The 26,645-nt window shown below is 56.6% G+C and carries 23 protein-coding genes; 13 read left to right on the forward strand and 10 right to left on the reverse strand.

The annotated features are described in order from the left end of the window. Positions 1–441: 441 nt before the first annotated feature. Positions 442–825 carry a hypothetical protein gene (locus Pan181_RS00210; RefSeq protein ID WP_145244915.1) on the reverse strand — a complete coding sequence of 128 codons (384 nt, stop codon included), beginning with the start codon at positions 823–825 and terminating at the stop codon, positions 442–444. Between the two features lie 462 nt (positions 826–1,287). On the opposite strand from Pan181_RS00210, the gene Pan181_RS00215 reads away from it, so the two are divergent. Next, positions 1,288–1,716, forward strand: a complete 429-nt coding sequence (locus Pan181_RS00215; protein WP_145244916.1) for a GNAT family N-acetyltransferase — start codon at positions 1,288–1,290, stop codon at positions 1,714–1,716. A gap of 59 nt (positions 1,717–1,775) precedes the next feature. On the opposite strand, the gene Pan181_RS00220 is transcribed toward Pan181_RS00215, so the two are convergent. Together Pan181_RS00220 and Pan181_RS25840 are read right to left on the reverse strand one after the other, a co-directional pair. After that, a complete protein-coding gene (locus Pan181_RS00220) occupies positions 1,776–2,882 on the reverse strand; it encodes an ISKra4 family transposase (protein ID WP_231943587.1) in 1,107 nt (368 codons plus the stop codon). Positions 2,883–2,919: 37 nt separating this feature from the next. Further along, positions 2,920–3,165, reverse strand: coding sequence for a hypothetical protein (locus Pan181_RS25840; RefSeq protein ID WP_197528331.1), 246 nt, complete (start codon positions 3,163–3,165; stop codon positions 2,920–2,922). Between the two features lie 846 nt (positions 3,166–4,011). Here Pan181_RS25840 and Pan181_RS00225 point away from each other — a divergent pair. Both Pan181_RS00225 and Pan181_RS00230 read left to right on the forward strand, forming a co-directional pair. Next, entirely contained in the window at positions 4,012–5,448 is a 1,437-nt protein-coding gene (locus Pan181_RS00225; RefSeq protein ID WP_145244918.1) for a hypothetical protein, read from the forward strand. After that, a complete protein-coding gene (locus tag Pan181_RS00230; protein WP_145244919.1) occupies positions 5,445–5,720 on the forward strand; it encodes a hypothetical protein in 276 nt (91 codons plus the stop codon). Before Pan181_RS00225 ends, Pan181_RS00230 begins: the two co-directional genes overlap by 4 nt. A 31-nt stretch (positions 5,721–5,751) precedes the next feature. Here the strand turns inward: Pan181_RS00230 and Pan181_RS00235 are convergent, their stop codons facing one another. The 3 genes from Pan181_RS00235 to Pan181_RS00245 form a co-directional block, all read right to left on the reverse strand. Then, positions 5,752–6,129 carry a hypothetical protein gene (locus tag Pan181_RS00235; protein ID WP_145244920.1) on the reverse strand — a complete coding sequence of 126 codons (378 nt, stop codon included), beginning with the start codon at positions 6,127–6,129 and terminating at the stop codon, positions 5,752–5,754. A gap of 92 nt (positions 6,130–6,221) precedes the next feature. Continuing rightward, positions 6,222–7,805, reverse strand: coding sequence for a DUF262 domain-containing protein (locus Pan181_RS00240; RefSeq protein ID WP_145244921.1), 1,584 nt, complete (start codon positions 7,803–7,805; stop codon positions 6,222–6,224). A 334-nt stretch (positions 7,806–8,139) separates the two neighbouring features. Next, positions 8,140–12,102 (reverse strand): hypothetical protein, encoded by a 3,963-nt coding sequence (locus tag Pan181_RS00245; RefSeq protein WP_145244922.1) that lies wholly within the window; start codon positions 12,100–12,102, stop codon positions 8,140–8,142. Between the two features lie 344 nt (positions 12,103–12,446). Here Pan181_RS00245 and Pan181_RS00250 point away from each other — a divergent pair, with 344 nt between their 5' ends. Then, positions 12,447–13,778 carry an outer membrane protein assembly factor BamB family protein gene (locus tag Pan181_RS00250; protein WP_145244923.1) on the forward strand — a complete coding sequence of 444 codons (1,332 nt, stop codon included), beginning with the start codon at positions 12,447–12,449 and terminating at the stop codon, positions 13,776–13,778. Positions 13,779–13,842: 64 nt separating this feature from the next. On the opposite strand, the gene Pan181_RS00255 is transcribed toward Pan181_RS00250, so the two are convergent. Both Pan181_RS00255 and Pan181_RS00260 read right to left on the reverse strand, forming a co-directional pair. Then, complete coding sequence (locus Pan181_RS00255; RefSeq protein WP_145244924.1) at positions 13,843–14,586, reverse strand: hypothetical protein; 744 nt, start codon at positions 14,584–14,586, stop codon at positions 13,843–13,845. Continuing rightward, positions 14,583–14,810: a helix-turn-helix domain-containing protein gene (locus Pan181_RS00260; RefSeq protein WP_145244925.1), complete on the reverse strand. Its 228-nt coding sequence runs from the start codon at positions 14,808–14,810 to the stop codon at positions 14,583–14,585. The genes Pan181_RS00255 and Pan181_RS00260 overlap by 4 nt, the downstream gene beginning before the upstream one ends. A gap of 69 nt (positions 14,811–14,879) precedes the next feature. On the opposite strand from Pan181_RS00260, the gene Pan181_RS00265 reads away from it, so the two are divergent. The 6 genes from Pan181_RS00265 (at position 14,880) to Pan181_RS00290 (ending at position 21,483) form a co-directional block, all read left to right on the forward strand. Further along, on the forward strand, positions 14,880–16,070 hold the full coding sequence (locus tag Pan181_RS00265; RefSeq protein ID WP_145244926.1) for a DNA cytosine methyltransferase: 1,191 nt from the start codon (positions 14,880–14,882) through the stop codon (positions 16,068–16,070). Between the two features lie 1,118 nt (positions 16,071–17,188). Beyond that, a complete protein-coding gene (gene glnA, locus Pan181_RS00270; RefSeq protein ID WP_145244927.1) occupies positions 17,189–18,616 on the forward strand; it encodes a type I glutamate--ammonia ligase in 1,428 nt (475 codons plus the stop codon). Between the two features lie 166 nt (positions 18,617–18,782). Further along, on the forward strand, positions 18,783–19,937 hold the full coding sequence (gene pelA, locus Pan181_RS00275) for a pectate lyase (protein ID WP_145244928.1): 1,155 nt from the start codon (positions 18,783–18,785) through the stop codon (positions 19,935–19,937). A gap of 256 nt (positions 19,938–20,193) precedes the next feature. After that, complete coding sequence (locus Pan181_RS00280) at positions 20,194–20,490, forward strand: hypothetical protein (RefSeq protein ID WP_145244929.1); 297 nt, start codon at positions 20,194–20,196, stop codon at positions 20,488–20,490. A 215-nt stretch (positions 20,491–20,705) separates the two neighbouring features. Further along, the gene (locus Pan181_RS00285; RefSeq protein ID WP_145244930.1) at positions 20,706–21,125 is read left to right on the forward strand and encodes a hypothetical protein; all 420 of its coding nucleotides are present in this window, start codon (positions 20,706–20,708) and stop codon (positions 21,123–21,125) included. A 64-nt stretch (positions 21,126–21,189) separates the two neighbouring features. Continuing rightward, positions 21,190–21,483, forward strand: coding sequence for a hypothetical protein (locus Pan181_RS00290; RefSeq protein ID WP_145244931.1), 294 nt, complete (start codon positions 21,190–21,192; stop codon positions 21,481–21,483). Here the strand turns inward: Pan181_RS00290 and Pan181_RS00295 are convergent. Next, a complete protein-coding gene (locus tag Pan181_RS00295) occupies positions 21,480–22,421 on the reverse strand; it encodes an IS5 family transposase (RefSeq protein WP_145244898.1) in 942 nt (313 codons plus the stop codon). The genes Pan181_RS00290 and Pan181_RS00295 overlap by 4 nt on opposite strands. 67 nt (positions 22,422–22,488) lie before the next feature. On the opposite strand from Pan181_RS00295, the gene Pan181_RS00300 reads away from it, so the two are divergent. Genes Pan181_RS00300 through Pan181_RS00310 form a run of 3 tightly spaced genes read left to right on the forward strand, consistent with a single transcriptional unit; the run spans position 22,489 to position 25,363 of the window. After that, positions 22,489–23,235 carry a DUF1559 family PulG-like putative transporter gene (locus Pan181_RS00300; protein WP_145244932.1) on the forward strand — a complete coding sequence of 249 codons (747 nt, stop codon included), beginning with the start codon at positions 22,489–22,491 and terminating at the stop codon, positions 23,233–23,235. Then, complete coding sequence (locus tag Pan181_RS00305) at positions 23,232–24,308, forward strand: DUF1559 family PulG-like putative transporter (RefSeq protein WP_145244933.1); 1,077 nt, start codon at positions 23,232–23,234, stop codon at positions 24,306–24,308. The genes Pan181_RS00300 and Pan181_RS00305 overlap by 4 nt, the downstream gene beginning before the upstream one ends. Beyond that, complete coding sequence (locus Pan181_RS00310; RefSeq protein ID WP_145244934.1) at positions 24,305–25,363, forward strand: DUF1559 family PulG-like putative transporter; 1,059 nt, start codon at positions 24,305–24,307, stop codon at positions 25,361–25,363. The genes Pan181_RS00305 and Pan181_RS00310 overlap by 4 nt, the downstream gene beginning before the upstream one ends. Here Pan181_RS00310 and Pan181_RS00315 read toward each other — a convergent pair. Further along, complete coding sequence (locus Pan181_RS00315; RefSeq protein WP_145244935.1) at positions 25,360–26,634, reverse strand: beta-ketoacyl-[acyl-carrier-protein] synthase family protein; 1,275 nt, start codon at positions 26,632–26,634, stop codon at positions 25,360–25,362. The two genes, Pan181_RS00310 and Pan181_RS00315, sit on opposite strands and share 4 nt — an antisense overlap. Positions 26,635–26,645 lie beyond the last annotated feature (11 nt).

Genomic DNA, 26,645 nt, shown 5'->3' on the forward strand with positions numbered 1-26,645 from the left:
CCATCTCTATTTAATATTACTTTACGGTTCGGTAAAGAAAATAGCACTCCGGGAGGTTTTCGGGTTTCCCCAACGCAGGTGTGGGTTTCCTGGGCCGCGCCGCTCCGTTGCTGGTAACGAGTGCAAGCGTTCGAGTGCAACCTCCGCTGACGAGGAGGGGGGAGCAGCTCCACAGGTTCGGGCAAGAAGAGCATCTTGCTAGCAAGCAAAACGGCTCCGCAAATGGCGAACGCCTATCTGGCAGCGGCCGTGGAACGGATAATCGCTCGGGCAACGCGCCGGGGGGCACGTCACATTTGGTCGATAGTGTGATCTCTAGTTCGGCGTGTAGAAGTTTCACACCTACGCTTCGAAGAACTGGGATTGAAGTCGCTGAGGTTGGGCACACCGCTGTTAGTTGAGGGGTAGCCGACGAACAAGAACTAAGTAGGGGGCCATTGCTTATTCGCGCCCGAGCGCCTCGCCCCAGATTTTGATCGTGGCGTTGATCGGGCCTGCGTTGACGGTTAACGCGATCGGCACCATACTGTTGCCCTGGTACTCCGGCTCGGCGCTGTACTCGACTTCTTCGCCCTGTTCGATCAGGGGCATGATCTGATTAAGATCGATGCCTTGTTTAATCTGCGCGACCCCGATGGGCACGTAGAGTGTATTGCTTGCGGACGCTCGCCCGCCGAACTCGAGCGGAAGGAGGTACAGCGGCTCAAGCGTGCCCTGTTTCACTAGGGCTAGGGCCTTCTTTTTGGAGTCGACGACCGAGAAATCCGGTCCGTCTGCACCAGTGGGGATATCGGGAGCCGGCGCTTTCTTGAAGAAACCAAACATTTTCTTCTCGGATGAAATAGGTGGAAGCTCTCAATAACGACGACAGCAAGTCGCAGAACGTGCTGGTGCCAGAGCAGGAAAACTTGCTATTTGAAAGAAACTTCTTCAGTAAGCAGAGACCTATTCTAGGGGTTGCCGAGTGCTTTCTCAAGCAAGGTCGTTTGCGACTGCACTGGAATATTTCCACCGCGATTTGGCAGCCAACCAACTCACGTCGGTTGTCACAACCTCGATCAATTCAATGATCTCCGACCCCCCTCGGCCCCATTGTCCCACCCAGTTTCGGCATAAAGCAAGCCTGCAAGTCGTTCTTGACCCCCAAAGCGGACTGGGTGTTTTCAACGGGTTTTGTTCGAATCTCCGAACAATGCCTTGCTTTCCATTCTTTGGCTTCTGGTGAACCTTTTCGTTTCTCGCTTGTCTATGGGGCGTTCCTAGGATCCCAATGCAGGAAGATTAGCGATGCAAATTCGTCCATACGAGCGACGCGACTTGGAGGGGGTGCTTTCTTCGTGGGAGAACGCTGCCCGGCTTGCCCATCCGTTCCTGGAAGAGGACTTCCTGGTGCAAGAACGCAAGAATCTGCCTGAGGTCTATTTGCCAAACGCAGATACGTGGGTCGCAGACATCGACGGGGAAGTGGTCGGCTTTATCGCCCTGATTGGCAACCAGATTGGAGGACTCTTCTTGCAGCCCTCCTACCATAATCGAGGTATTGGCCGAGCACTCGTTGATAAAGCCGTCGAGCTGCATGGCTCGCTCGAGGTCGAAGTCTTCTCCGAAAACGTGGTTGGACGCCGATTCTACGCTAGCTATGGCTTTACAGAGACAGAAGAGAAAACTCACGAGCCGACTGGCCAAAAAGTGCTCTGCCTGCAACGTGCTGTCTGACCAGGATTCTCGAGCTAGATCGGATTCTCGTGTAAGCGTCACAATTGTGGGCAGTTTGCTTAAGCTGCGTACTTTTGCCAGTAGTCTTCCCAGCAGCCGCGTTGGCTGAGGTAGAGGGCGCGGAGGTGGCACACGGCGTTTGAGCCGTGCTGGCTCCAGCGCATGCCGCTTTGCTTCAAGCGCCCCGCCACGACGGTTTTGCACGCGCTCTCGACCGGGCCGCTGCCGATCTGCCAGCCGTGGGCCACGTAGCGGGGGTAGTTCATCTTGTGCTGGTGGTTTTGGAAGTATCGCAGGCAGGTCGTATAAGCTTCGCGTTGAGCGGAAGACCAGTTGGTCTTCTCCAGCGACTGCAACATCCACACGATGCTCAAGCCTCCTTGGTGCTTCAGCCGGTGACACCACGATGCCAACTGAGCAGTGCGATGCTCCTCGTCGTCCGGATAGAGCGACTGGCTTAATTCCACCAGGTACTCACTCGCGTGCCAGAAGTCGAGGATCCGCTCCGCACGCGGGAAGTGCACTCGCAAGAACTCTTCTAAACCAGCACCGCCATCCGAGATCGCGATCTGCTGCTCTGCCTCGTCCCACCCAACCGCGGCGGCTTGGCGACGCAGTTGCCGCCCAAGTTCCGGGAGTTCATAAAACCCCGATAAATACCGCACCGAATGCGGGTCGGGCGAGCGAGCATCCTGCTCGCTGTTTATGTTGTAAATCATGCCGACGTACGCCATGCGGCCCTCGGCCTGCGCGCCACGAGGGCCTTGCTGTCGCACGCCTGTGGCGTCGAGACTCACGTACGCGCACGTCTTGCCATGCGCGTCGCGTTGCCAGGCGAACGGCTCTGTGTTGCCAAACGTCTCGCCTGCGGCGAGTAACGTTTGGAGACGCTCGCCAGCGTCTTCGGTGACTCGCTCGACGGTCGACTCGCTGACCTTCAGTCCACACAGTTTACGAAGTGTCACTTCGCTCGACTGAGCGAAGCTCGTTTGCACGCCGGTGATGCTCACCACTTGGGCCGCGGCCGGACTAAACTTTCGCTTGCCGAGTCCCAACGTTTTGTCCCGCGGAAACAATCCGTGACGGCACCGGCGGCAGTGGTAGTAGTGACGCCTCACTTGCAGTGGGCCGAGCAGGCTATCGACCCACCGCGAGCGAACGTTCACGCAGCGGGCGTCGCCATTGCAGGTCGGGCAGACGCAGCTAGCTTTCTCGTACCCGTCCCTTTTTTTGTCGCTCGTTGGCGACTGTTTCCAAGGCCTTGGCTCCGAGTGCATGCACTCGGTCGCGGAGGTCGAACTCCGTTTGCCCAAACAGATTCGAGTCGTCCTTGTCGTGCAACAACTTGGCCATGCGACGAATGTCATCGTCGCAAGCCTCCTTTAGAAGCTCGTAAGTCCGCTGCTCCTCTTCGTTTAGCTCGATTGGCTCACGCGGCGAATAGGCCATGATCATCTCCTGGCGTGTGGCAAAATAGGAAGAGTCACCCGGCACAATATATTAGAACCGATTTCATGCCTACTTTCGAGACGCTTACACCGGATTCTCCGATCTAGCATTTTTCGCTGGAAATTGGCCACCTGTGGTGTTCTAATGAATAGGTTGTTTGTTGTCCGTTGTTCGTAGTCCGTTGTTGGAGGGCGGAATGATGTAACCGAGTGAATATGAAATTCACTGAAACCATCGACCACGCAAGCGCGCTGTAGGAGCGGTCTCTGACCGCGATAGCCCTTGTGTTGGGTTCGCTGCTGCGCGGTTAGTAAAGCGATAGGCTTTAGGCTGTAAGCGGTAGGCTAGATCTTTCAGTCGCTGGAAGCTCCCTCAAGATGACATCCGCTTACCACTATTCCGCATTCCGAAATCCCCAATCCGAAATCACCTAACTCCCAACTCAAAATAGTTTCCCACCGATGGGAATCTATTTTGGGCAACTATCGTGGAGGTGTTGATGCAACTTGTTGTTGTCAAACGACTTGCGATTGATTCCCACCGCGAAAATAGATTCCCATCGGATGCGTTTTGGGAAATGGGAATCTATTCGAGGTCGAAAACCACTGGTTCTGTAGAGTGTGTGTGGATTCAATTTTCCCAACGGTGGGTAAATTGGGAACCTATTGCTGTGTCGTGGGAATCTATTTGGGAGCGGTGGGAATCTATCCATCGCGGTGGGAATCGATTGGCTCGAGGGTGGGAATCTATCTCGATTGGTGTCGGGAGATTGCCCCCCCATCGTGGGTGGAGGCCCTCAGGCGGACTCGCTCGATTTGCTGGCATTCTGCTGCGGCTTGCCTCACAATGTCTGCGGACTTCACGCGACTGATTCTGCCGAAATGGTACCTGCCGAAACTGGAAGAGGAGCTCGATATGCGTTTGCGGTTACTTGCTTGCGGGATGTTGCTCGCTGGGTTGGTCGTTGGCTCGGTCGCCCCGCTCGATTGCCCGGCCGCTGAGCCGGTGCAACGTGGCGGCGGGCTGCATGGTTACATCAGCTACTCCGCGTCGCAGCCGGAAGATCGGGCCGAGTACGGCTACGGCATGGGCTTCTACTCGGCCGCGTGGACGTTGGTCGACGAACCGCTGGCCCACTTTCAAATCGGCCTGGCGAGCGGGTGGATTCTGCCCGATAACCGTGACAACAAAGACCAGCCGCTCGCGCCCGAGGGCACCCTCGCGCGCAAGTGGAAGGAGCGAGGCCCCACCTGGTCGTCGGTGTTTCAAACCGTCGAGGGAGGTCTCGGCTACTGGCGCGGCAATCGCTTTCGCTACGGGCCGCCCAAGTTCAGCATGAATGCGACGCCGCAGTGCTACGACTACGAAGTCGGCTCGCCTGGCTGGTCGTTCTTCTACGACACCGAGGCCCTGCCCGACAATCGGCTCGGCATCGCCCAGCTCAGCAATCGGCTGCTGATTCCCCCGGATGCGTTGCCGTTCGAAGGGGAGCCGGCTGGCCAGTTCTTCGGCTACACCTACATGGCGTTGCCGATGACCGATCGGGTGCCGTTGATCGATGGCCGCGCGCCGATCGGCGATCACGCCTGGACTTGCTTCATCGCGACCGAGAACTTCAAAGGCCCAATCGCTTACTACATACCCGAAACGTGGAGCAAGATCGGCGACCTGTTCGACGAGCCGTTCCTCTTCGGGCGGGGGCTCGACTCGCGGGTTGGCATGATGGGGGGCGGAGCGATGGAAATCAACACGGTGCCGCAGCTCACTGCTACCGACGACAACGGAGTGCGATACTCGAAGATACCCAAGCTGCAGTTTCCCATCGACGAGTCGGGCCGCGCGGTGCTGGTGCAAGACGTGACCTATTACTCGCGCGACGCGCTCTACCAACCGCTGCTCGACTGGCGCAAGGGTGGCCCCGCGATCACTGGCGAGTTCGACTCGCAGGCCGCCTTCGTGGCGAAGCTAAGCACTCGCACGCCGGGCTTCGATCAGCAGGGGCAACCGATGCGCGGGGTGGCCGACACGTTCGATACGCAGGTGTTCGACGACAACACGTGGGGGCTCGTGTGGAAGCCTGAGGGCGACGCCCCCGCGGGGCATTTCCGCAGTACTATCGCCATACCGACGAGGCGAGCGTGGCCGTGGCCGTCGACGACGTTCCGGCCGAAACCGGATTGCACGCGGCCGAGTTCCAGCACGCCGAGCCCGGGGAGCCATTCACCTCGCGCGACACGCCGGCCTGGACCACGCCCGGCGCAGCGAGCGAACCACAGCAGGTGAAGCTCGGCGACGGTTCGCTGGTGACCTACGCGTGGTACCGGTTTGTCGACCAACCAAGCTTCCAGCAGTACCAGTGGAGCGAAGCGAAAAAGGCCGAGCTGCAAGAGTTCGTCGAGCAAATCCACCGCACTTGGCCGATCGACCGCAACTACATGGCACCCCCCACCAGCGGCGAACTAGTCGCTCTCGACCCGGCGCTAATCGTCACTCCCCCCGCAGGCATGGAAGTCGGCTACGTGCCGATCGTGCTACGCCAGGAGCGTGCGGAGTGAGTGACATCCAGCAAACGATTGATGCGGAGGGTTACTCGGTAACGGGTCGACCGGCGAAGTGCGTTGTGACCCATCGCCATGCTACTGAGTAGCCGAGGACGCCTACGATGAACACGATGTCTTGCACGGAGCTATGCGGCTCGAAGGAACGACTCAACAACGACAAGCCTAGCGAGAGTGGGAGCATGACGGCGTAGCACGCGACAGGATGCAGAGGCATTTGGTCGGCGAGTACTCTGCTGCAAATCCAGGCAAACGGTGCCAGACAAACCCACAACCAAACGGAGTACGCAAGCTCGATGTTGGGAGTGAGCGACTGCTGCAACCACCCGGCCACGGCCATTCCACCAACGATGGAGATAAATACAATCGCAAAACCAACGACACCGAGCAGCCCGTGAGATCGCATGAGTCGCTTTCGGCAGGTTCCAAGTCAGAAGGAGCCTATTTTGATTGTGTGCAGGATTCGCTGAAACAATCTTCGCAAACAAGTAGTATTCCCTACTGCATTAACTGTTTGGCTTTCTTCACTAGTAAGTCCGATCGTTCGGCAATAAAACGTTTGAAGTCATCGTGGAATATATCAGTGGGACAGACGGCGTGTTCCAATATTTCCGAAACCTGTTCTTGGTTGTCAGGCATTAGCAGCATGTATTCACTCGGAGGCTTAGCACTGATGGTATTGTTAGATGCTCGAGGCAAGAAACAGAAGTTTGCGAGAGAATTTCCAAGCTGCATGTCGGCACCTTGAGCTTCAAGCAAGGCCCGCGGATATACGTGGTGAAATTCTTTCTTGTTGCAGTCGCGGAGTACACTGCCCAATGCAATAGAGCCCCCACCGATAAAGTCGAGCGGTGATGCCGATGCCAACATTAAGATATGAGTTCTTGTGTTCGTTGTGCGAAGGCTGAATGCACTTTTGGTGAAGAACGAAGCATCTAGTTCATGTTCGAACTCGCCGAGCTTATGTAGATCGCCGTCTCGCATTCTCTTGATTTCAACAACATCCTGATTTAATTGTTCGAGTCGTTTACTGTATCGCCGAGTAAAAAAGGTTCGCCATAACCATCGTACTAATGTGCTCTGTTGATCTGAATTTGGATGAGTGCTTTGGTCGCGTGTAGTCGCAAAAAAGACGGACAGTGGGATGATGACTGTTGGGAACGGCAATACCTTAGTTGAATAGGCATGAAAATTGGTGCGTAGAAAATCGATCGCACCTAGTATTCCAGAGCGAATCTCATTAAATCGCGAGCGAACTTCCCCGCCACTTAGGTTAATGATTGTTTTAGGAGAGGCATCACCAGAGATTATTGCTGCACAGCACCTCAACAAAAGGTCAGTATCTTCCCCAACATCATGGAATCCGTAGGGAGCTAGGTCGGTTGCCAGATCGTTGAACTGCTCCTGCAAATCGAAATCATCACTCCACGACCAAGCAGACAAGAGTTGGAGTGTGTCAAGTTCAACGCCAAGGCGGTTAATCCGCTCGAAAACAATTGCAACAGCTGCGCGGTCGTCAGTTGAAAAGGTCTGTACTGGAATTTTCGCAGTAGTGAACGTTCGATAGAGCTTGTCAACCTTATCTGCTATAGAGTCATCCATCGTCTTGAGGAATTGTCGGTAGGCAGGCGGATCGAACAAGATACCAAGTGGAAAGTGGCGAGCAGGTTCTACTTCTGAATCGGTTAAATATGCAAACTGAGAGTCTTGAGCATCGGAAGGAGCACCTAGGTCATAATAGATTCGGGTCCACGTGTCGTCTTCCCCTGCAGAAGGGGATAGCGCATTCTGAAAGACCCCGAATATAGAAGTCGCGCGTTGCTGTCCATCCAGAATATAGTCAATCGGATAATCAGGGTCGTTTTCAGGAAGTTCGAACGGACCGAGTTGACGCTCAGTTTGAAGGGCAGTTTTTGTACGCCAGAATAACAATGAGCCGAATGGATACCCCTTGTAGATGCTGTCCATTAAGTGCGCTACGCGATCTGCGTCCCAAACAAATCCCCGTTGAAAGGACGGGATGCGTAAGTGGCCACTTACGATTTGAGTGATAAGGTCATTGATGAAAAGTGGATCTGCCATAATGACGATTGATGATCAAGATTTGAGTTCTGCTTCGCTACACACTTAGTTATGCCATACAGCAATATGACGAAAGTACGTGTATAAGAAATTCGTGTTTGCTTAACTGCTTGTGCAAACCCTACGCTTGCAAGAGCTTATCATTGCCCGTCAACAGCAGCAAGCAGTGCTTAATAGCATCCAATACTCTAGAAGAAAGCAACTAGTGGGTGTGGCATAATCCCCAGTAGGAGTCTTTGTAAGCTACTTTTAGAAGGGATGTCTAGTTGCATTGCAGTGCATAGTTGCTTGCACCTTCCTGTCCGGAATCACAGCTCAATTGTCAACCACACACCTACTTACTACGGAGCTGTGTTTGCAGGTCTTCCCAGGGGAGGGTTACCTGGTGGATCCGGCTGCGGAGGCTCACCTCGGGGGGGTGATGGTGCCGGGTGCGGCGCACTTTGGTCACTTCCTCTTCGATCGCGGCGACCCAGTCGGGGATGTCGAGCCCCGAGCCGGAGGGTTCGGTCACCAGGTTGGCGATTTCGGTTTCGAGGGCGGCAAACGCTCCGGTATCTTGCTCGTTGTCGATTGCTTTGATCGCCGGGGCGACGAGCACTCGCAGGCGATCGACCGTGAGCGAACGAATGAACCGCTCGCCCAGGCGTTCGGCCACGGTGGGGAGTCGCATGCCGTACTTGTCGCACAGCGCGGCGAACGCTTGCAGGTAGTGGTCCGCCCGATCGGCCGTTTGAGCGGCGATGTCGAGCCGCCACATTTCGGCCGCCGAGTCGCGGCCCTGGCGAATCAAAATCTCATGGGCCAGGAACACTGGCTTCATGTTCCACGCACTGCGGTCGTAGCTGGCTCGCAGTCGCAGGAAGTCGACAAACGAGTAGAACATCTCGCCATGGTCGCTCTGCGTGGTGGTTGCGTTGTAGTCGCGGTACTCGCGGAAGTTCTCGACCACCGTGTCGATGGCGATGGTCAGCAACTCGATCGCCTGATCGCGCTGAATGCGGGTGCCGAGTTCGTCGACCAGCAGCGAGTGGTCGTCGTCGGGCTCGAGCTGTTGATTCGACAGCCAGGTGTTCACCCCTTGGTGCAGGATGGATCGCAGGTTGCCCAGGCTGAGGAAGCGTTGGGTAAACAGGTCGCGACCATAACGATGCACGAAGTCGACAAACTGCGCCCAGTCTTCGCGACTGCCGAGTTTCTCGACCACGCTCAATCGCACGGTTTTGCTGTGTCGCAGCCAGCGACCAAGTTGCGACTCGGTGAGATCCTGCAGCGCTTCGACCAGCATCAAGTCGTTCGGCGACGAGTTGCCATCCCACTGTTCGGCCGAAGCCACCACGCACTCCACCAGCGCCTGATACCCTTGCTCGAACAGGGTGTCGTACTCGGTAATCGCTCCGGGGCCGACGGGGTGCTCGGTTTCCATCCGCTGGGCGATGTCGAGCAGTTCGCAGGTTTCACGCACCAGTCCGAGCCTTGGCAGCCAGCCCAAAAGGGCGCGGATCAACCCATGCAATGCGCGGGCTTTCACGATGCGCGAAGGGCTGCCCCCTTTGCTCAGCGGGACGTACAGCAGCTCTTGAGCAACCAGCGACTTGGCAAAGTGTTCCCAGTGTTGACGCACGCCGGCCGCGTCGCCCGAGAGTATGGATCGCAGGATTTCGATCGTGCGGGCGATGGCCGACGAGGGGGCCACCTCGCTGGCGTGCGACACTCCCGCTGCTGCGCGAAGCAATCGCCCTGCGTCCGACATTTCGACGCACGTGGTAATGATTTGTTCGATCAGCGATTCGAGGATCATCCGCCGGCGGTCGTACTCGACCATCGACTCGTGCGACATCGTCGGCGGCGGCACCCGGTGTTGATGCACTTCCTCCAGCAGGTCGACGAGCTGCCCGTACTTCACGACCGCTTCGCGTTGCCAGACATCGAACTGCTCACGACGTTCCGGTGCCGAGGCGTCCCAGCCGATCGCAGTATGTTTCCACAGCTTGGCAACCGTGGTGAGCAATGCCAAGCGTTCGCGCAGGCGGTTTGCTTCGTCCTCGAGTTCGTAGTCGCTTGCGTCGGCATCGGGATCGAAGATCGCCGAGTCGAGCCCGTCGTCGGTGCTGTCGCGGTAGGTCACCTCGTCGTACGCGGCCTGGAACAGGTTGTCGACGTCGTCGTCTTCCAGCTCGCTCTCATCGCCGTACTCTTCGCCCTCTTCGTAGGCTTCTTCGTCATCATCGAAGATCGAATCGTCGGGGCCAGCAAATCGATTGAACGACTTGCCGAGTTCGAACTCCGGCACGTGCCAGTACTCTTCGGCGCTCGCTTCGAGCTGCCCGAAGAACCGTGCGAGGAACGGCCATTGGTCGTCGCCCGACTCCTGGCAGCGGGCCGACAGCATCTGCATCCACCGCAGCGCGAGCGGGTGCAGCGAGGCGTCGCCATCCTCGAGCGGCGTGTAGTCCACCTGGCTGAGCCATTGCATCATCAGGGCCATCGACGCGACGAGGTCGCCTTTGTCGAGCAGGGCCTCGATCACCAGTTGGAATGCTTTGGAAGTATCGAAGGTTTCGACGAACATGCCCCAGAAGCCAACATCGCCCGCTGCGGCGCCAGCTTTGTGCCAGGTGTTGAGCGCCCCGGCCACCAGGTTGGTGCTGACTTCGATTTCCTTAGCGTCGAGCGACTTCACGCCGCCGACTTGGGTGGAGCCAAACGTATCCCACCAGTCGGCCAGCTTGGTGAGTTGCTTGCTGAACTTCTCTTCGAGATCGGCCCGGTCGATCGCGGCCGCTTCGGCCCATGCCCGCGAGCAGAGGTCGAGCGTTTGTTCCACCAGTTGAATCAGATCGTCGACGCGGTAGTCGCGCACGGTGTCTTCGATGGAGGGGAACAAGCTGAAGTTCGCGCCGAAGCCGAGAATGCTCCAGGGATCGACCAGCGCGCCGCATTCGATGCCGCGGTTCAGCAGGTCGGTGGTCTCATCCAGGTAAGTTACCACCTGCTCGAGTCGTCGTCGGTCGATCGCGTGATGACCAGCCGTGAGTCGGCAGTAAATCTGGCACAGCATGCGAGCGGAGGCCACTCGAACCGACTGGGCCTGCTCGAGCGCGGCATCGGGGTAGCCCATGCGAGCGTACACCTGCGCCAGGTGCACGCGTTGTTGCTGCACCGCCCGGCGGCGGGCCAGTTCGTGATTCAGGTGCTGGCGAGCCCCGCCAAACGGCTGCCGGGTGCGCTCGGCTTCGTTCCGCAGCCAGTCGCCATGCGGACCTTTGGTTTGGGCGAGCAGTTGTTCGTAGAACCGATCGCGATAATCGGCAATGTGCGGCAACAGCGTGCCGAGTGTCACGTCGGAGCCATGGCAGCCAGGCCCGTTGCCGCTGGTGCCCGAGGCCATCAGGATGGTGCCCGCCAGTACCGCGGCCGCTTCGAACATCAGCTGATCGGGATCGCGATCGAGCGCTTCGGCTCCCCGGACGCGGGTGAGCAGCGAGCTAACCATCAACGGTTGCAGGATGAACCGACGATAGTAGCCCTTGTTGTCGATGCGATTGGGATCCCACTGGCCGAAGTGGTAGTTCGGGCGCTTGTTGACGGGATGGTCGAAGTCGTACGCCCGCGGATCGAGCGCGAGTTCCTCCAGGTGCTCCAGCTGGAACCAGGCGTCGCTCAGCAAGTCGGGCGGGGTGTTGCGGAGAATCTCGAGCGTCTGCTGCACCACTTCTTCGAACGGGCCGGCCGAGACACCGGCTCCTTCCACGTACAGCGGAATCGGGCAGATCCACTCATGGCGGTACGGTTCGATCTTCTGCGTCTCGAGCACCGGCACCGGGCGGTAGCCAATGTAGTTGTCGAGGCTGTCGCGGGCGGCGGCTACCACGTCGTCGATTTCGGTCTCGACCTCCAGCGTGGTGAAGCGAAGCACGGTCTCGAACACGCGGGCCAGCAGCAGCGGCCGCCAGAGTTCCGCGTCGGTGCGGTGCCGTAGCAAGTCGCGATGGAACTGCCGGTAATCGTCGAGAAACTGGTGGGCGAGCACCTGTAGTACTTGCCGCACCTGGGAGATATCGCCGAACGCTCCCCCTTCGGCATGCAGGCCCTCGGCCCGGTTGGCGATGGCCGCCAGTAGCTCGGGCACGGTCTCGTTGCTCGCTCCGGTGTGTTGTTCGACCGCCCGGAACACCTCGTTCAGGTTGGCGAAGAACTTCGGATCGTGCGTTCCCGACGAAAAGTTCAGGTAGCCGACTACTTCTTGTAGTTTGGCCAGGCAGGCGTCGTCGGGCTGGAACGGGGCAGACGTCATACGGGCCAGGGCAGGGGGGATGCGGAACGTGGAAAGCTGGGGAAACCACGGGCGAATCGATCGGGCGAGCTGGGGTGGCCGTCAACGGATCGGGCCCCGCGGCTGTCAGCGATAAAATTCGCGACTCTCCGAAATATTAAGGGATCGGGGGGCTTGGAATCTAGCGCCAGACCCGGTCCGGAATGCCGAAATCCCGTGAACTACCGGTTTTCAGCCGCGAAAACGTGCAACCTCGCTTGCTGCTAGTTACAATGAAGGGACCCGGAACACTGCCGCAGCTCCATGCATTCGCGTGGAATGTCCGTCGCTGCGTAAGCCTCGTTTAGCTAAGCCTACCTGTCATCATGCGCACCTTACCTCTCCGTACGCTCCCGTTGTTGCTAGTCGCCCTCACGTTCGGGGCACTACTTTTGCCGCAATTTGCCGTTGCTCAGTCGGGTTTGGTCTCCACGCTCAAGGCCGAACGGCTAGGGCTCGAGCGGGGGTGGTTCTCGCAGGCACAAATCGATCGCCAGCGGCATCACGTCGTGAATGCGGTGCTCGAAGGCGATTTGCTGCTCGTGCTATCGGACTCCGGTGTGCTGCATGCCATGAATGCCGAAACTGGCAAAACTGCCTGGATTGCCCAGTTCGGCAATCCTAATTATCCCAGCCTCGGTCCGGCCGCGAATAAAGACTCGGTCGCCATGATTAATGGTAGCACGCTTTACGTGCTCGATCGCTCGAATGGGCTACAGAAGATGATGAAGAAGCTCAGCGGCGGAGCCGGCGGCGGTCCTGCCCTGACCGATGATTACGTGATTGTTCCCATGTTCTCCGGGCGGGTCGAAGCCTACTCGCTGGGCGAGCCGCTCGATTTCCCGTGGTACTACTCGTCGACCGGCCGGGTGTTCGACTCGCCCGTCGCCACTCCCGATAGCGTGGTATGGCCCACCGATCGAGGATTCCTGTACGTAGCCAACCGGGGCGACGAGGCAGGTATTCGCTATCGCTTCGAATCGGCCGGCCGCATCATGGGGCATCCCGCCTCGGTCGATGGCACCCTCTACTTCACCTCGACCAACGGTTACCTGTACGCGATCAACGAACAGAATGGCCAACAAATCTGGCGCTACTCGGTTGGTAGCCCGATCTCCAAGCCACCGTTGGTCGTCGACGGCATGGCCTACGTGGCCACCGACGAGCCTTCGCTGCACGCGGTCGATATCCAAACCGGCACGCTTCGCTGGCTTACCCCCGGCGTGTCGCGCGTCGCTGGCGTCGGCAAGACCAACGTCTACGGCATGAATCGATTCGGCCAACTGCTGGTGGTCGACTCCCGTAGCGGAGTGCCGCTTGGGCAACTCGAAACTTGCCTGTCGACGATGACCGTTAGCAACAGCACGACCGATCGCATTTATCTGGTGAACTCCACCGGCCTGGTGCAGTGCATGCACGAAGTCGGCAGCGACGAGCCTTACCTGCACGACAACTCGCCAAAGCCGGAAGCGGACGCCGACGAAGCAGCCGATGCGAGCGCCGACGAAGAGCCGATGGACGAAGCGGCCGATGAGCCAGCCGACGACGCGAATCCGTTCGGTGCCGCCAACAGCAATCCCTTCGGCGACACCAGCAACCCGTTCGGCGATACCGACGACGACAACGCCGACGATCCAGAGAACCCATTCCCGTTCTAGTCTCTGCGGCAAGGGTAGGACCGATTGGATAGTATCAATAAAGAGTGTGGTATCAGAGATCAGCTCACACCAACACACTTACAAAATTACTGCCATTGAAAGATGCTTTGTCAGTAGTTGCTTTTGTACTTCTCTTGGAAATTCGGTAATCGCTTACCCTCATAAAAGCAATCTTTATGTCGGTCACTTCTAAGAGGACTTTTTCTTCCTTAAATACCACAGCTAAGTGTAGTCCAGTGTGTGGGTAGTGGCAGTCTACGGCGAAACGGTTGCGGCAGGTTTTAATTTCGAGCCCATCTGGAACGCGAACGGGTCTTGCGCGATTGCCTTTTAGAGCAGCACCGTAGTTTTTGCTCCCTCTCGTGAATTTCGGTAGACCTTCATAGCTACGAGATCTTAAGAATAAGTCTGGGTAATCACTTTTGCCATTCGATTCTAAGCAGCCTTCCTCAAAATGCTCGATCAAAAACTGTTCAACTACTTTGCTCACGATATCTCCGCCAACTTGATCGAGAAGTACTTTCTCGCGATCTAGTTCGCGATCTATGATATCAATCAAGCCAAGAGGAATGGAGTCATTTGCGGTAGAGCGTATCTTTGTCCAGGTGTCTCTCACCAACGTTGGCGAATTTAATACTTCTTCAACGTACTGTTTAAGAAGCGGGCCAACTCCAACTAACCAAGGTACGGTAGTGTTGACCGTTTTAATGCAGCGCGAATACCAATCAAAATCGACAGGTGGATAATTGTCTAATTCAGCCTTTGCATTTTCGACCTGCGCAAGCACTGTGGCTAGTGGAGTCATCACGGTGCACTCCACCAGTCAAAAAAGGCGGCTGGAGAAACCCCTAGGGCATCGGCAAGCTTGCATATGTTTTCTATACTGACGTTTCGTTCACCACGTTCAATGCATCCGACATAACTCCGGTCCAAAGCGGCCTCGTCAGCCAAATACTCTTGAGACCAACCGCGTTCGGACCGAATACGTCGCATTTGCTCGCCAAATAAAACCTTTACATCCTTGTCTACCATCCTGTAAATTTGAGTTCATGCGGACAATATGTCCACGGACTATGCGCACCAATCTGATAGAGACGTTAAATGTCACTTACAGTCAAATCTAAATCGGATATCAAGCAACCAATTAGATTCGAAAAAGCATTTTGTGAGTTTTTCGCTGGGATTGGATTGGTACGAGAGGGACTGAAGAGATTGGGCTGGCATTGTGTCTATGCCAATGACAATGATCCAAAGAAACAGGAACTATACCAAGCTAAGTTCACTGACTGCCACTTTCATTTGGAGGACGTGAGGGATACCGACAAAGTGTTAGGGAAACTCGGAAATCCTCCAGTGCTTGCGACAGCATCTTTTCCTTGCATTGATCTCTCGTTGGCTGGGTGGGGTAGGGGGCTAAGTGGAGATCATTCTTCAACTTTCTTTGGATTCACAGCAGCGCTAGCTGCAATGAAGAGGCGATGCCCAAAAATACTTCTGATCGAAAACGTCAATGGTCTCTTGACTTCTCACGGAGGCAAAGATTTTCAGGCAGTAGCTACAACACTTGCGAGTCTAGGTTATTATCTCGATTCGTTCGTTTTGGATGCAAAGCACTTCGTGCCGCAGAGTCGCCAGCGAGTGTTTGTGATTGGAGTACATAGAAGCGTAGTAAACAAAGCACCTGTCGTGCTCTCAAATGGTTCGGCTTTCGACCCGTGGAGGGAGGCTCTAGAGCAAACGGCTAGTATCAGACCTAAGCGGCTAATACAGCTTCTGGAGTCAACAGAATTGAATACCGGGTGGATTGCCAGTCCGATCTCGGCTCCCAGTGCCAATGTTACAAATCTAAAAGAGTTTATTGACTTAGATGAGAATCAAGAGTGGTGGGACAAGCCACAGGTGCTTAAACATTACGAGTCGATGAGCGATTCTCATAAAGCCCAAGTGGATTTGTTGATGCTCGACAAGAAGGCAGTCCATGTTGGCACTATCTACCGAAGGAAACGGAACGGAACTACTCGTGCAGAGGTTCGGTTTGACGGCATCGCAGGATGCCTTCGTGTGCCTCGTGGCGGAAGTGCAAGGCAAATAGTAATCGTAATTGATCGAGGGAAGCTTCGAATACGATGGATGTCACCTCGCGAGTATGCCCGATTGCAAGGAGTGCCTGATTTTCCACTGGTTGGCCGGCCTAATCAGCAAATGGCTGGATTTGGGGATGCTGTTTGTGTACCTGTCATCGAGTGGATCGATAAGTACGTTTTGTCACCTGTCTATGATGCTATTGCTTAGAGTCTACTTCTGATTGCCTGCAGATCTCCTTGCGGTACCAGCTTTCTTTTCTAACTATGAATCTCAGGGAAAGGCTAGAGACTCTGTAAGCGGCTAGCAATTTCACTTATGTCTATAGGGCGTGGGGTACTGTCTGTTGCGCTCTCTCGGTATGCACAAATCTGTGTCGTTCCTTCATTCCATATCGCGGGCTAAACAATTTTTCTTCTCTGGATGCTCCACTTTTCGCTAGGAATTGGCCACCTGTGGTGTTCTAATGGACAGGTGGCTGAGGCTGTCGGCTTTCAGCTCTCGGCTGTTGGCTTTTTAGTGATTGGAGGTGATTGCGATGTGATGCTTGTCTTAATGTCTGACTTCTAGCGACGCGCAGGCGATTGGTTGCTTGCGTGGGCGTTCGCTGCTGCGCGGTTGGTAAATCGCTGGTGGGGCTGCGTCGCTGGAAGCTCATGGACCCACCCTACTACCTTCAAGATGATATCCCGCGTCCCGCACTCAGAACCCCCAACTTCCAACCCCCAACTCCCAACCAAAATAGTTTCCCATGGGTGGGAATCTATTTTGGGCAACTATCGCGGAGGTGTCGATGCAACTTGCTACTGACAAACGACTTGCGATGGATTCCCAGTGCGAAAATAGATTCCCACTCGATGCGTTTTGGGAAATGGGAATCTATTCAGGCGCGAAAACCGCTGGTTTTGTAGAGTACGCGCAGATTCAATTTTCCCATCGGTGGGTAAATTGGGAATCTATTCGTCAGCGTCCGACTAGGCAGGCTGCGAGGCGTGTGTCATGCAAGCGTTTGCGCACTTGGCAGGACGGTTTTCAGCCGTGTGGAAATCGGCTAGGCTTTCAACTTGGGGGTGGGCCGTGCGCACTCGTACGAGCAAGCGGTCTCTCCTCGCGTAGCACAGCAGCTTGGCGTGAAGTTCTGGTGGTCGTACGATTAGGCGGCGTCGAACTTACCGCTCGCGACGTGGATCGTAAACACTCAAGTGCGGCTTAGGGGCGGTGCCCTAGGCCAGTAATCGACGTTCGTGAGGATTCTACTTTTCGCTGCGCATTGCTCCACGGTACGCGACACCGTCCATGTTTTACCTTCTGATGAAAGGAACGTTCGTATGACGCCGCAAGAAGTCCTGGCCATGTGCCGGGAGAATGATGTGAAATCGATCGATTTTCGCTTCATGGACTTTCCGGGGCTCTGGCAACACTTCAGCATTCCGGCCAGCAAGCTGGATGAGGATGTGTTTGAAGATGGCCTTGGTTTCGATGGTTCGAGCATTCGTGGCTGGCAAGCCATTAACGAGTCGGACATGCTGCTGATGCCGCAGCCCGACACGGCGTTTATCGACCCGTTCTGCCAGTTGAAGACCCTGGTGCTGATCTGCAACGTGCAGGATCCCATCACCCGCGAAGACTACACTCGCGATCCGCGAAACGTCGCTCGCAAAGCAGTGAACTACCTGAAGAGCACGGGTGTCGCCGATACGTGCTACATCGGCCCCGAAGCCGAGTTCTTCATTTTCGACGACGTTCGTTTCGACCAAACTCCGCAAGCGGGCTACTTCTATCTCGATAGCGTGGAAGCGGCTTGGAACCGTGGTCGTGATTATCGCGCCGAAGGCATGGGCCCGAACTTGGGTTACAAGCTGCGTCATAAGGAAGGTTACTTCCCTTGCCCACCTGCGGATCAGTTGAACGACATTCGCGCTGAGATGATGCAGTTGATGATCGACTGCGGTCTCGATGTCGAGTGCCAGCATCACGAAGTCGCGACCGCTGGTCAGGCCGAAATCGACCTGAAGTACAACGACCTCGTCACGATGGGCGACCATCAGTGCTTGTACAAGTACATCATCAAAAACGTGGCCGCCAAACACGGCAAGACCGTGACCTTCATGCCGAAGCCGCTGTTTAGCGACAACGGTTCGGGCATGCACACCCACATTTCGTTCTGGAAGGGTGGCGAGCCATTGTTCGCAGGTAGCGGCTATGCTGGATTGTCGGACGCAGCAATGTATGCCATCGGTGGTATTCTGAAGCACGCTCCTGCACTGCTGGCTTTCACCAACCCCACGACCAACAGCTACAAGCGTTTGGTACCGGGTTACGAAGCTCCGGTGAACTTGGCGTACTCGCAGCGTAACCGTAGTGCATCGTGCCGTATCCCGATGTACAGCCCGAGCCCGAAGGCCAAGCGAATTGAGTTCCGCTGCCCCGACCCGAGTTCGAATCCTTACCTGGCGTTCAGCGCGCTGATGATGGCCGCGCTCGACGGTATCCAGAACAAGATCGATCCGGGCGAGCCTTTGGACAAGGACATCTACGATCTGTCGCCGGAAGAACTGGCCGAAGTGCCGAAGACTCCTGGTTCGCTGGAAGAAGCGCTGCAAGCGTTGTCGGGCGATCACGAGTTCCTGCTCCGCGGCGACGTGTTCACCGAAGACGTCATCAGCACGTGGATCAACTACAAGATGGAGAACGAAGTTAAGGCCTTGGCCTTGCGTCCGCATCCATATGAGTTCTGCATGTACTACGACATCTAAGCCGGAGTCGACGCAGAAAACTTGAAGCAACTCGCAGCCCCGGTCAGTCTTGCTGACCGGGGCTGCTGATGTGTTGGCGGGCGAACTCATAATTCGCATCGCCAGGAGCCCGCTTGTACATTGGAGCACAGCAGTATTCGAATCACCTGTTTTGCGAGGGTTTCGCATGAAAATCGATCGGTTTCGTAGCCATCCACTCCAGCGGATGTTCGGCATCGCGCTGGCTGTCTGGATCTGCGGGCAGCAAGGTGCCTGGTGCCAGGCGGGGATTCCCTCGCCGCGGGCGATGTACGGCAGCGACCTGCCCTGGCTCGAAGACGACGATGGTTCTCAATTGCCGAAGCCTTACCCGGTGGAGCAAGTCGAGGCGATTGCCGACAACCTGCTGCTGTTTCAAAACCGCGACGGCGGCTGGCCGAAGAACCTGCACATGGGCGTCCCGCTGAGCGACGCGGATCGCGAGTGGATTGCCGACGCGCAGCATCGGTTGCCGAGCACCATCGACAACAACGCGACCCATTCGCAAATCGCGTATCTCGCGTCGGCTTATGCGATCACGCATCGCGACGAGTACCGCCGGGCGGCCGAGCGGGGGCTCGAGTACCTGCTGGAAGCCCAGTACTCCAATGGTGGTTGGCCTCAGTTTTATCCCAATCCCCGCGGCTACAAGGTTCACATCACCTACAACGACAACGCGATGGTCGGGGTGATGAACGTGCTGCAGGCGGTCGCCGAACAGCAACCGCAGTATGACTTCGTCGAGCCGGAGTTGCGCCAGCGAGCCGAGCGGGCCTACGCCCGAGGAATCGATTGCATCGTCCGCACGCAGGTGGTGATCGATGGTCGCAAGACCGTGTGGTGTCAGCAGCACGACTACCAAACGCTCGAACCGGTCGACGCGCGATCGTTCGAAAAGGCAAGCCTCGTGAGCGGCGAGAGCGCCGAGATCGTGCTGCTACTGATGCGGGTGCGGGAGCCGAACGAGCAGGTGGTCGAAGCGGTGGAAGCAGCCATCACATGGTTTGCCGAGACGCAGCTTGATGGCATTCGCATCGATCGAGTGACGATTCGCTCGCCCGACAATGGTGCTAGCTTTCGCGATCAGGTGGTGGTCGCCGACCGAGAAGCTCCCCCGATCTGGGCACGATTCTACGAACTCGAAACGAATCGGCCCTTGTTTTGCGGGAGAGATGGCAAGGTGAAGTACTCGCTTGCCGAAATCGAGGTCGAACGACGCGCAGGCTACGCCTGGTACGTGTCGTCGCCCAGAAAGTTGAACAGAGCGTACGCGAATTGGAAAGCTCGGGTAACCGAGCAGTGAGTTCGTAATGACGACGCGCGCCATCACTTGATGGGCGCTTTTTGAAAGGTTGGAATTGCGGTCGAAAAGAAAACAAAAACGCAAGTGGTTACCTAGCCAGTACTTGTGGATTACTGGCCCTGGTCGGCACGCGGTATGTAGGTAGGGTACTAATAGAAGTGCATGAGCGGGTTCCTCTCACTCGCTAGCGCACGATTTCGATTCCCCCCTACAGTGCGGACGCCTCGGAAATCAGGGCCGCGAAGGAGAGTGTGTTATGGCGAAGCGTGTATTGATGATGTTGTTGTTTGTGGGTGCGTTGGGTGCTGCGAGCCTGATGATGCCCAACACAGCCGAAGCCCGTGGTCATCGTTATGGACCACCAGTACGGCATTACCACAATCATGGGCGCGTGCAGCACCGCGGTTATTATGCTCCGCGAGCCGCCTACTACGCGCCGCGTTACTACGCACCACGTTACTATGCCCCCCGCGTGTACGCACCCCGTTACAACTACGGCGGTGGCGGTGTCTATCTGAACGGCGCCCGCGGCGGTCTTTACATCGGTTGGTAACCTAGGTGATGTAGACGCAGTAGAAAGTTTCAAAGCATTCGCCAGCCGTGTTGTTCGCAGCACGGTTGGCGTCTTTTCATGAACCAGCAAAGCTAGAAGTCGTATCGTTGATCTGACCAGAATCTTGTGGATTTTGGCCGGCGAAGACGCGAGAATCGAGGGAGTATTTCACTCGCCCGAACCCACTCGCCTGTTGCCGCGATTCCACGCACGATATGACGTTTCGAGTTACCACGCTGTTCTATCTTATCGCCCTCGTATCGCTGTCGATCGTTGCTTTCGGTACGTTCGGCATCGTCGTCGCAGGGGTTCTCATCTGGTCCGCCCTGGCGATGCAGGACGAATGGGTCGGCTATCTGATTTTTGGGTTGATCTTTGTAGGCTGTTCGGGCTACTCGATTGTGCTCGATCACCACAGCCAGTTCGTCGCGCAATGGCTTTCCAACGATCCACTACTCGTAGGCAATACGTTCAAGCAAGCGTACGGGCTGGTGCTTCTCACGCTGCTCATCGTTGCGGTCGTTCTGCGACCGGTCCGGCGACGCATCTGGCCGCTGTTCGGCCCGCCCGCTCCCAAACACCAGTCGCCCGCTAGTAGAATAAAGGCCTCGTCTGAGAGCGAACCAGAACCGTAAGCCAAGCCGCTGAGGGGATTCGCTCGCTACCAACTGCTATCGCTCGTCTTCAAACCATCGACGCATGATTTTTCGACTCGCCACGCTACTGTACCTGTTCGCCCTGGTCGCTGCTTCGTGTGCGGTGATAGGAGCGTGGGGGATCGCGGTCGTTGCGGGGGTGCTGCTACTGTGGAGGGCCTATCTTTCCCATGAGTGGGATACTCGCTTCGGAGCCATCGTCTTGGCGGTCGGTCTGCTACTATTCGGTCTCGCTCAAATACCCATCGATACCCCCCGCGAAGCGGCCCGCACAATGGGGTGTCGCAACAGACTTCGTAATACCTCGTTTGCAATTGAGAATGGCCTTGTTGACTAACTCCACTCGAACTGTGGAAGCCCGAGTTGGGTGAATTGATTGATGATTTTACAGCGCAAGCGGGCTTCCGTTTGTTGGTTTTCGAATACTCGGTTTTTGAGATGGCTCCCAAAGCTTTGTTTCACTCGGTACATGGTCGTTTCCGCCAAGCTTCTACGATGATAGCCCACTTCCTCTTTCCAACTCCTACGCCCCTTGCGTCGAATCTGACGAATTGCCTCGTCCCGGGGCAAAGGCTCCTCCGCAGAGTTGCCATGTTGTTTGATCTTGGCGTTGTGCTGCGGCGGAATCACCGGCTCAATGCCTTCGGATTCCAGCCCTTCATAAACCTTCCACTTGTCGTAACTACCGTCGCCGTGAAACTTTTTTACGGGCTGCTCCACCTGCTCCAGCATTTCGGGAACCGCATCGGCATCGTGGCAACTGTTCTCGGTCAAAATCTCCGCCACAATCTCGCGGGTGTCAGGATTCACCGACAAATGCAGCTTCCGCCATGTCCGCCGCTTCGACTTGCCATGCGTCCGCATCTTCCATTCGCCCTCGCCAAACACTTTCATGCCGGTGCTATCCACCACGATATCGATGTCGCCCCTCTTGTTAGCGATATCGAGCGAAACATTCAGCTTGCTGGCTCGCTTGGCGAGCGAAGAATAATTGGGAATCGCTGCCTCGACGCCCAACATCGCCACCAGCGAGCGGCCGAATCCCTCAGTCTGCCGATAGGGAAGTTTCAGCAGTTCGCGAATCGTCAGCAAGCACTCGATCGCCGTATCGCTGAAGACAAAAGGGCGACCGACTTTTGTCTGGTCGTTAGGATGTTCCCAGTTCTCCAACGCCTCGTCGCTAAACCAAATAGTGATGTTTCCACGCTCGATGAGCGACTTGTTATACTCCTTCCAGTTCGTGACTTTGTAGGTTCGTTTTTCTTTCGTAGCCATGTTCGATCTCCGTAAAAAAGGTACGTGGTTCCATTCCACGTTAGTTTTTACGGAGGTTTGTGACTAATTGTTCAACAAGGCCATTGAGAATTACGAAGATACCTACGGTCATCTTCCCCCTGCAGTGGCAACTCTTGGCACGTCGGGCGATACCCAAAGCTGGCGGTTGGTAATAATGCCGTTCATTGAGAGCAACAGCATTCCCAGCATCTACAACAGGAACGAACCCTGGAATGGTCCGACGAATCGTACGCTACCGAGCATTGAGTGGTACGAGTGTCCCTCGCACCGAGAGACCAGCGACACCAGCTACCTAGCGGTGGTTGCCCCTGAGTGCGTGTGGACCGATCCGCCTCGCAAGTTGGAAGAGATCACCGACGACCACTCGCAGACCATTCTGCTTATCGATGTCGGCCATAGCGACATCGACTGGAAAGAGCCTCGCGACCTGACGTTCGATGAAGCGGTGGAGTTACTCACTGCTCCGGTCGACCCCGACGAGTTTACCGGGCACGTCGAGCAGGCGAGCTTCCTGCATCAGGAACATTACTTCCGTCACGTCGCCATGCTGGATGGCAGCGTGCTACGACTTCGAGCGCCACTCGACCGCGAAACCGCCATCGCCCTGCTCACCGCCAACGGCGGGGAGACAATCGACCCCGCCGCGCTCGAAAGTCTCGGCCAGCCCGAACTCCGCTACGATCGCCTCTATGGCCTGCTGCTGTTGATCGCGATCGCCGTGCTGCCGGTCGTGCCAGCAGTGCGCAAACGGGTGTTGCCGAGAGTGATTAGCGAGGAGACAAGCGACGCATGAGCTTTAATATCTCCTCCTTGATGTACCTGTTCGCCCTGGTCGCCGCTTCGCTCGCGGTGCTGGGGGTGTGGGGGCTGTTATTTGCAGGCTCGATCCTCTACTTGTATCTCGGCAGTCTCAGTATTGGGTTAAATCGCACAGATATTCGCCTTGGTTGGTCACCAATTGTGGCCGCTCTCGGAATCATCGTACTCCTTTGTCGGTTGCTAGTTCCCACTGTTTCTGACCCCCGTGTATATACTCAGCAACGCCAAAGCCTCAATTCCATTAAGCAAATCGAACTTGCGCTACTGAACTATGAATCGGTTCATGGTCACTTCCCACCAGCTGTAGTGCGAAACGAGCAGGGAGAGCCGCTCTATAGCTGGCGTGTTGAGCTGCTTCCCTACCTCGATCAACAAACGCTCTACAGTCAACTTCATTTAGATGAGCCATGGAATAGCCCTCATAATGCCAAAGTGTTCAGCAACACAGATATGTCTCTGTTTCAAAGCGCAAGGGTTCACAACAATAAGTTACAACCTCATGAAACAAACTATGTAGCCGTGGTGGGGGAAGGCACCGCCTGGCCGATGGAAGGCACGATCTCTTTGAGTGAGGTGGTAACAAATAAAGAATGTTCTCCTGTTAATGTGATCGAAGTAGGTAACCTCGGCATCCATTGGGCGGAGCCCCGTGACGTGACCTTGGAGCAGGCCATTGATCTGCTAACGGGAAACGTGACGAACCAGGTAGAGTTCGAAAGGAAAGTACAAGGGTACTTCGTGACGACGAAGTATGCTATCAGTAATCGTGTGGTGAGTAATGTGGATGGACGTACGAAAGTGCTCTATCCGATGGCAAACCGCGACGACGCTCGAGCTCTTCTCACGATCGCAGGGGGCGAAGACTCTAAAGCGGAATACGAGGTGCTTCAGAGCCAGAGTGCATTCCACACTCTTGGTAAAGTCATTCATTGGGATCACATCGTCGGCGTGGTGTTGCTAGTGGTCATCGTTCTACTGCCACTCGTGCCATCGGTGCGCAAACGGGTGTTGCCAAGAGTGACCCGCGAGGAGAAAAGCAACGCATGACCTTTCGACTCGCTACGCTACTGTACCTGTTCGCCCTGGTCGCGGCTGCGCTCGCGGTGATGGGGGTGTTTGGTTTGGTGGTCGCTGGGGTGTTCACTGCGGTGTGGCTTCGGCGTAATTGGGCGCTTGGGGGTGGGCTGCTGGTGATGATGGTCTTGGCGGTCGCCTTTGTGGAGTGGTATCTGCTGCCGACGATCGGTAGTGCGCGGAAGTCGTCGCGCAGGGGCGCCTGCTTTTACAATTGCAGTCAAATCACGCTGGCCATCGACACCTACGTTGCGAAGCACCAGCAGTATCCTCCGCCTTACTCGACCGATGACTCAGGGCGACCGCTCCATAGTTGGCGCGTGTTACTACTCCCTTACCTGGGCGGCGACGCAGCGACTCTGTACGCGAAGCTTCACCTCGACGAACCTTGGAACAGCCCGCACAATTTGCAGTTCGCCGAGGAGATGCCACACGTGTATCGATGCCGCGGCTGTCAGGAGTGTTCGCAGCTAGCCTATAGCGAGCTTGCTGCGAGTGGTCCGAACTGCAGCAACTACTACGCTGTGACAGGCCCTGGCACGCTCTGGCAAACCGACACTCCGGTGACCCTCGACGCGGTGACCGATGATCCCGCGACGACGATCCTGCTGATCGAAGCGAGCGACATCCAGTCGAATTGGATGGAGCCAGTCGACGTGCCCGTCGAACAACTCACCGCGCGACTGACTGGCACCCAGCGCTCGGGGCATCTGAGCACCATGACCAAGTTGTTTACGATTACCGAGTCGGCCTATGGACCGATCATTGCGTTCGCCGATGGATCAAAAGAAATGCGTGGATTCTACAATTTGAACGATGCTCGGGCGCTGGCGACTTATGCGGGCGGGGAGCCGGCGAGCGAGCTCGATCGGGTGAGCTACTTTCCGTTCGTCGTTGCTTCGCATACCAACTGGACCCGGCTATACGGGCTGGGCATATTTGTGCTCGTCGCGATCGTACCGCTGGTGCCATCGCTACGCAGGCAGTTGTTTCCTGGCAGTGCGGAACCTCCTGGCAGCGACGTTTAAACCGCTGTGGCGATCAGCGTGATGTTCTGCCCGCCGAAGCCGAAGCTGTTCGACAGTGTCGTCTTGATCGGCAGTTCCCGCGGGGCGTTCGGCACGTAGTCGAGGTCGCAGTTGGGGTCGGGCGTTTGGTAGTTGATGGTCGGCGGTGCAATGCCGTGTCGCATGGCCATCAGGCAGATGATCAGCTCTGTCGCCCCAGCGGCGGCAATCAGGTGACCGGTCATGCTCTTAGTGCTCGACACGGGAATCTTGTACGCCAGGTCGCCAAACGATTGCTTGATCGCCAGCGTTTCGACCTTGTCGTTCACCGTTGTGCTGGTGCCATGGGCATTGATGTAATGGATGGCGTCGGGGTTCAGCCCGGCGTCGGCCAATGCCATGTTGATGCACGCAATTGCCCCGCGACCTTCGGGGTGGGTATCGGTGATGCGGAACGCGTCGGCGGTGGTTCCGTAGCCGGAGATCTCGCCGTAGATGTTTGCGCCGCGAGCCTTCGCGTGTTCGTACTCCTCGAGTACCACCATCGAGGCCCCTTCGCCGAGCACGAAACCATCGCGCTCGAGATCAAACGGACGGCTGGCCGCTTCGGGGTCGTCGTTCCGCTCGCTCAGCGCGGTAAGCAGGTTGAACCCGGTAACGCCGAACGGGTGGATCATGCTGTGAGCCCCGCCCGAAAGCATCGCATCGGCATCGCCGCGACGAATCATCTCGGTGGCTTCGCCGATCGCTTGGCTGCTGGCAGCACAAGCAGTCAGGCAGTTGATGTTAGGACCTTGGGCATCGAACATCGCAGCCAGGTAACCAACCGGCATGTTCGGTTCCTGCTCGAGTTCGAGCTGCGGATCGAGCTGGTCGAGACCCTGGCGAACGAACGTGCCGAGGTTGAACTCGCCGCTCGAGAGCGACGCGACCATCATGCGACTAAAGGCTTCGAAGTCTTGTTGTCCTTCGCCGGCACCGAGGTACACGCCGAGACGCTGCGGATCGACCGTGCCGACCACGCCCGAATCGCCCATCGCTTGCTGGGCAGCACCGGCGGCAAACTGGGTGTGACGCCCGCGCCCCGCCCATTCGGCCGTGTCGAGTCCATCCTTGGCGACCGACCAATCACGCACTTCCGCAGCGATCTTCGTGGGGAAGTTCGCCGCGTCGAACAACGTGGTTCGACCAACGCCGCTCTTGCACTCCATGAGATTCGCCCACAGCTCGTTGGGCTTGGTGCCAAGCGGGGTAACACAACCGATGCCGGTAACGACAACACGACGTTTCATGGCAGAGAGTC

This window comes from Aeoliella mucimassa, assembly GCF_007748035.1.
GTDB lineage: Bacteria > Planctomycetota > Planctomycetia > Pirellulales > Lacipirellulaceae > Aeoliella > Aeoliella mucimassa.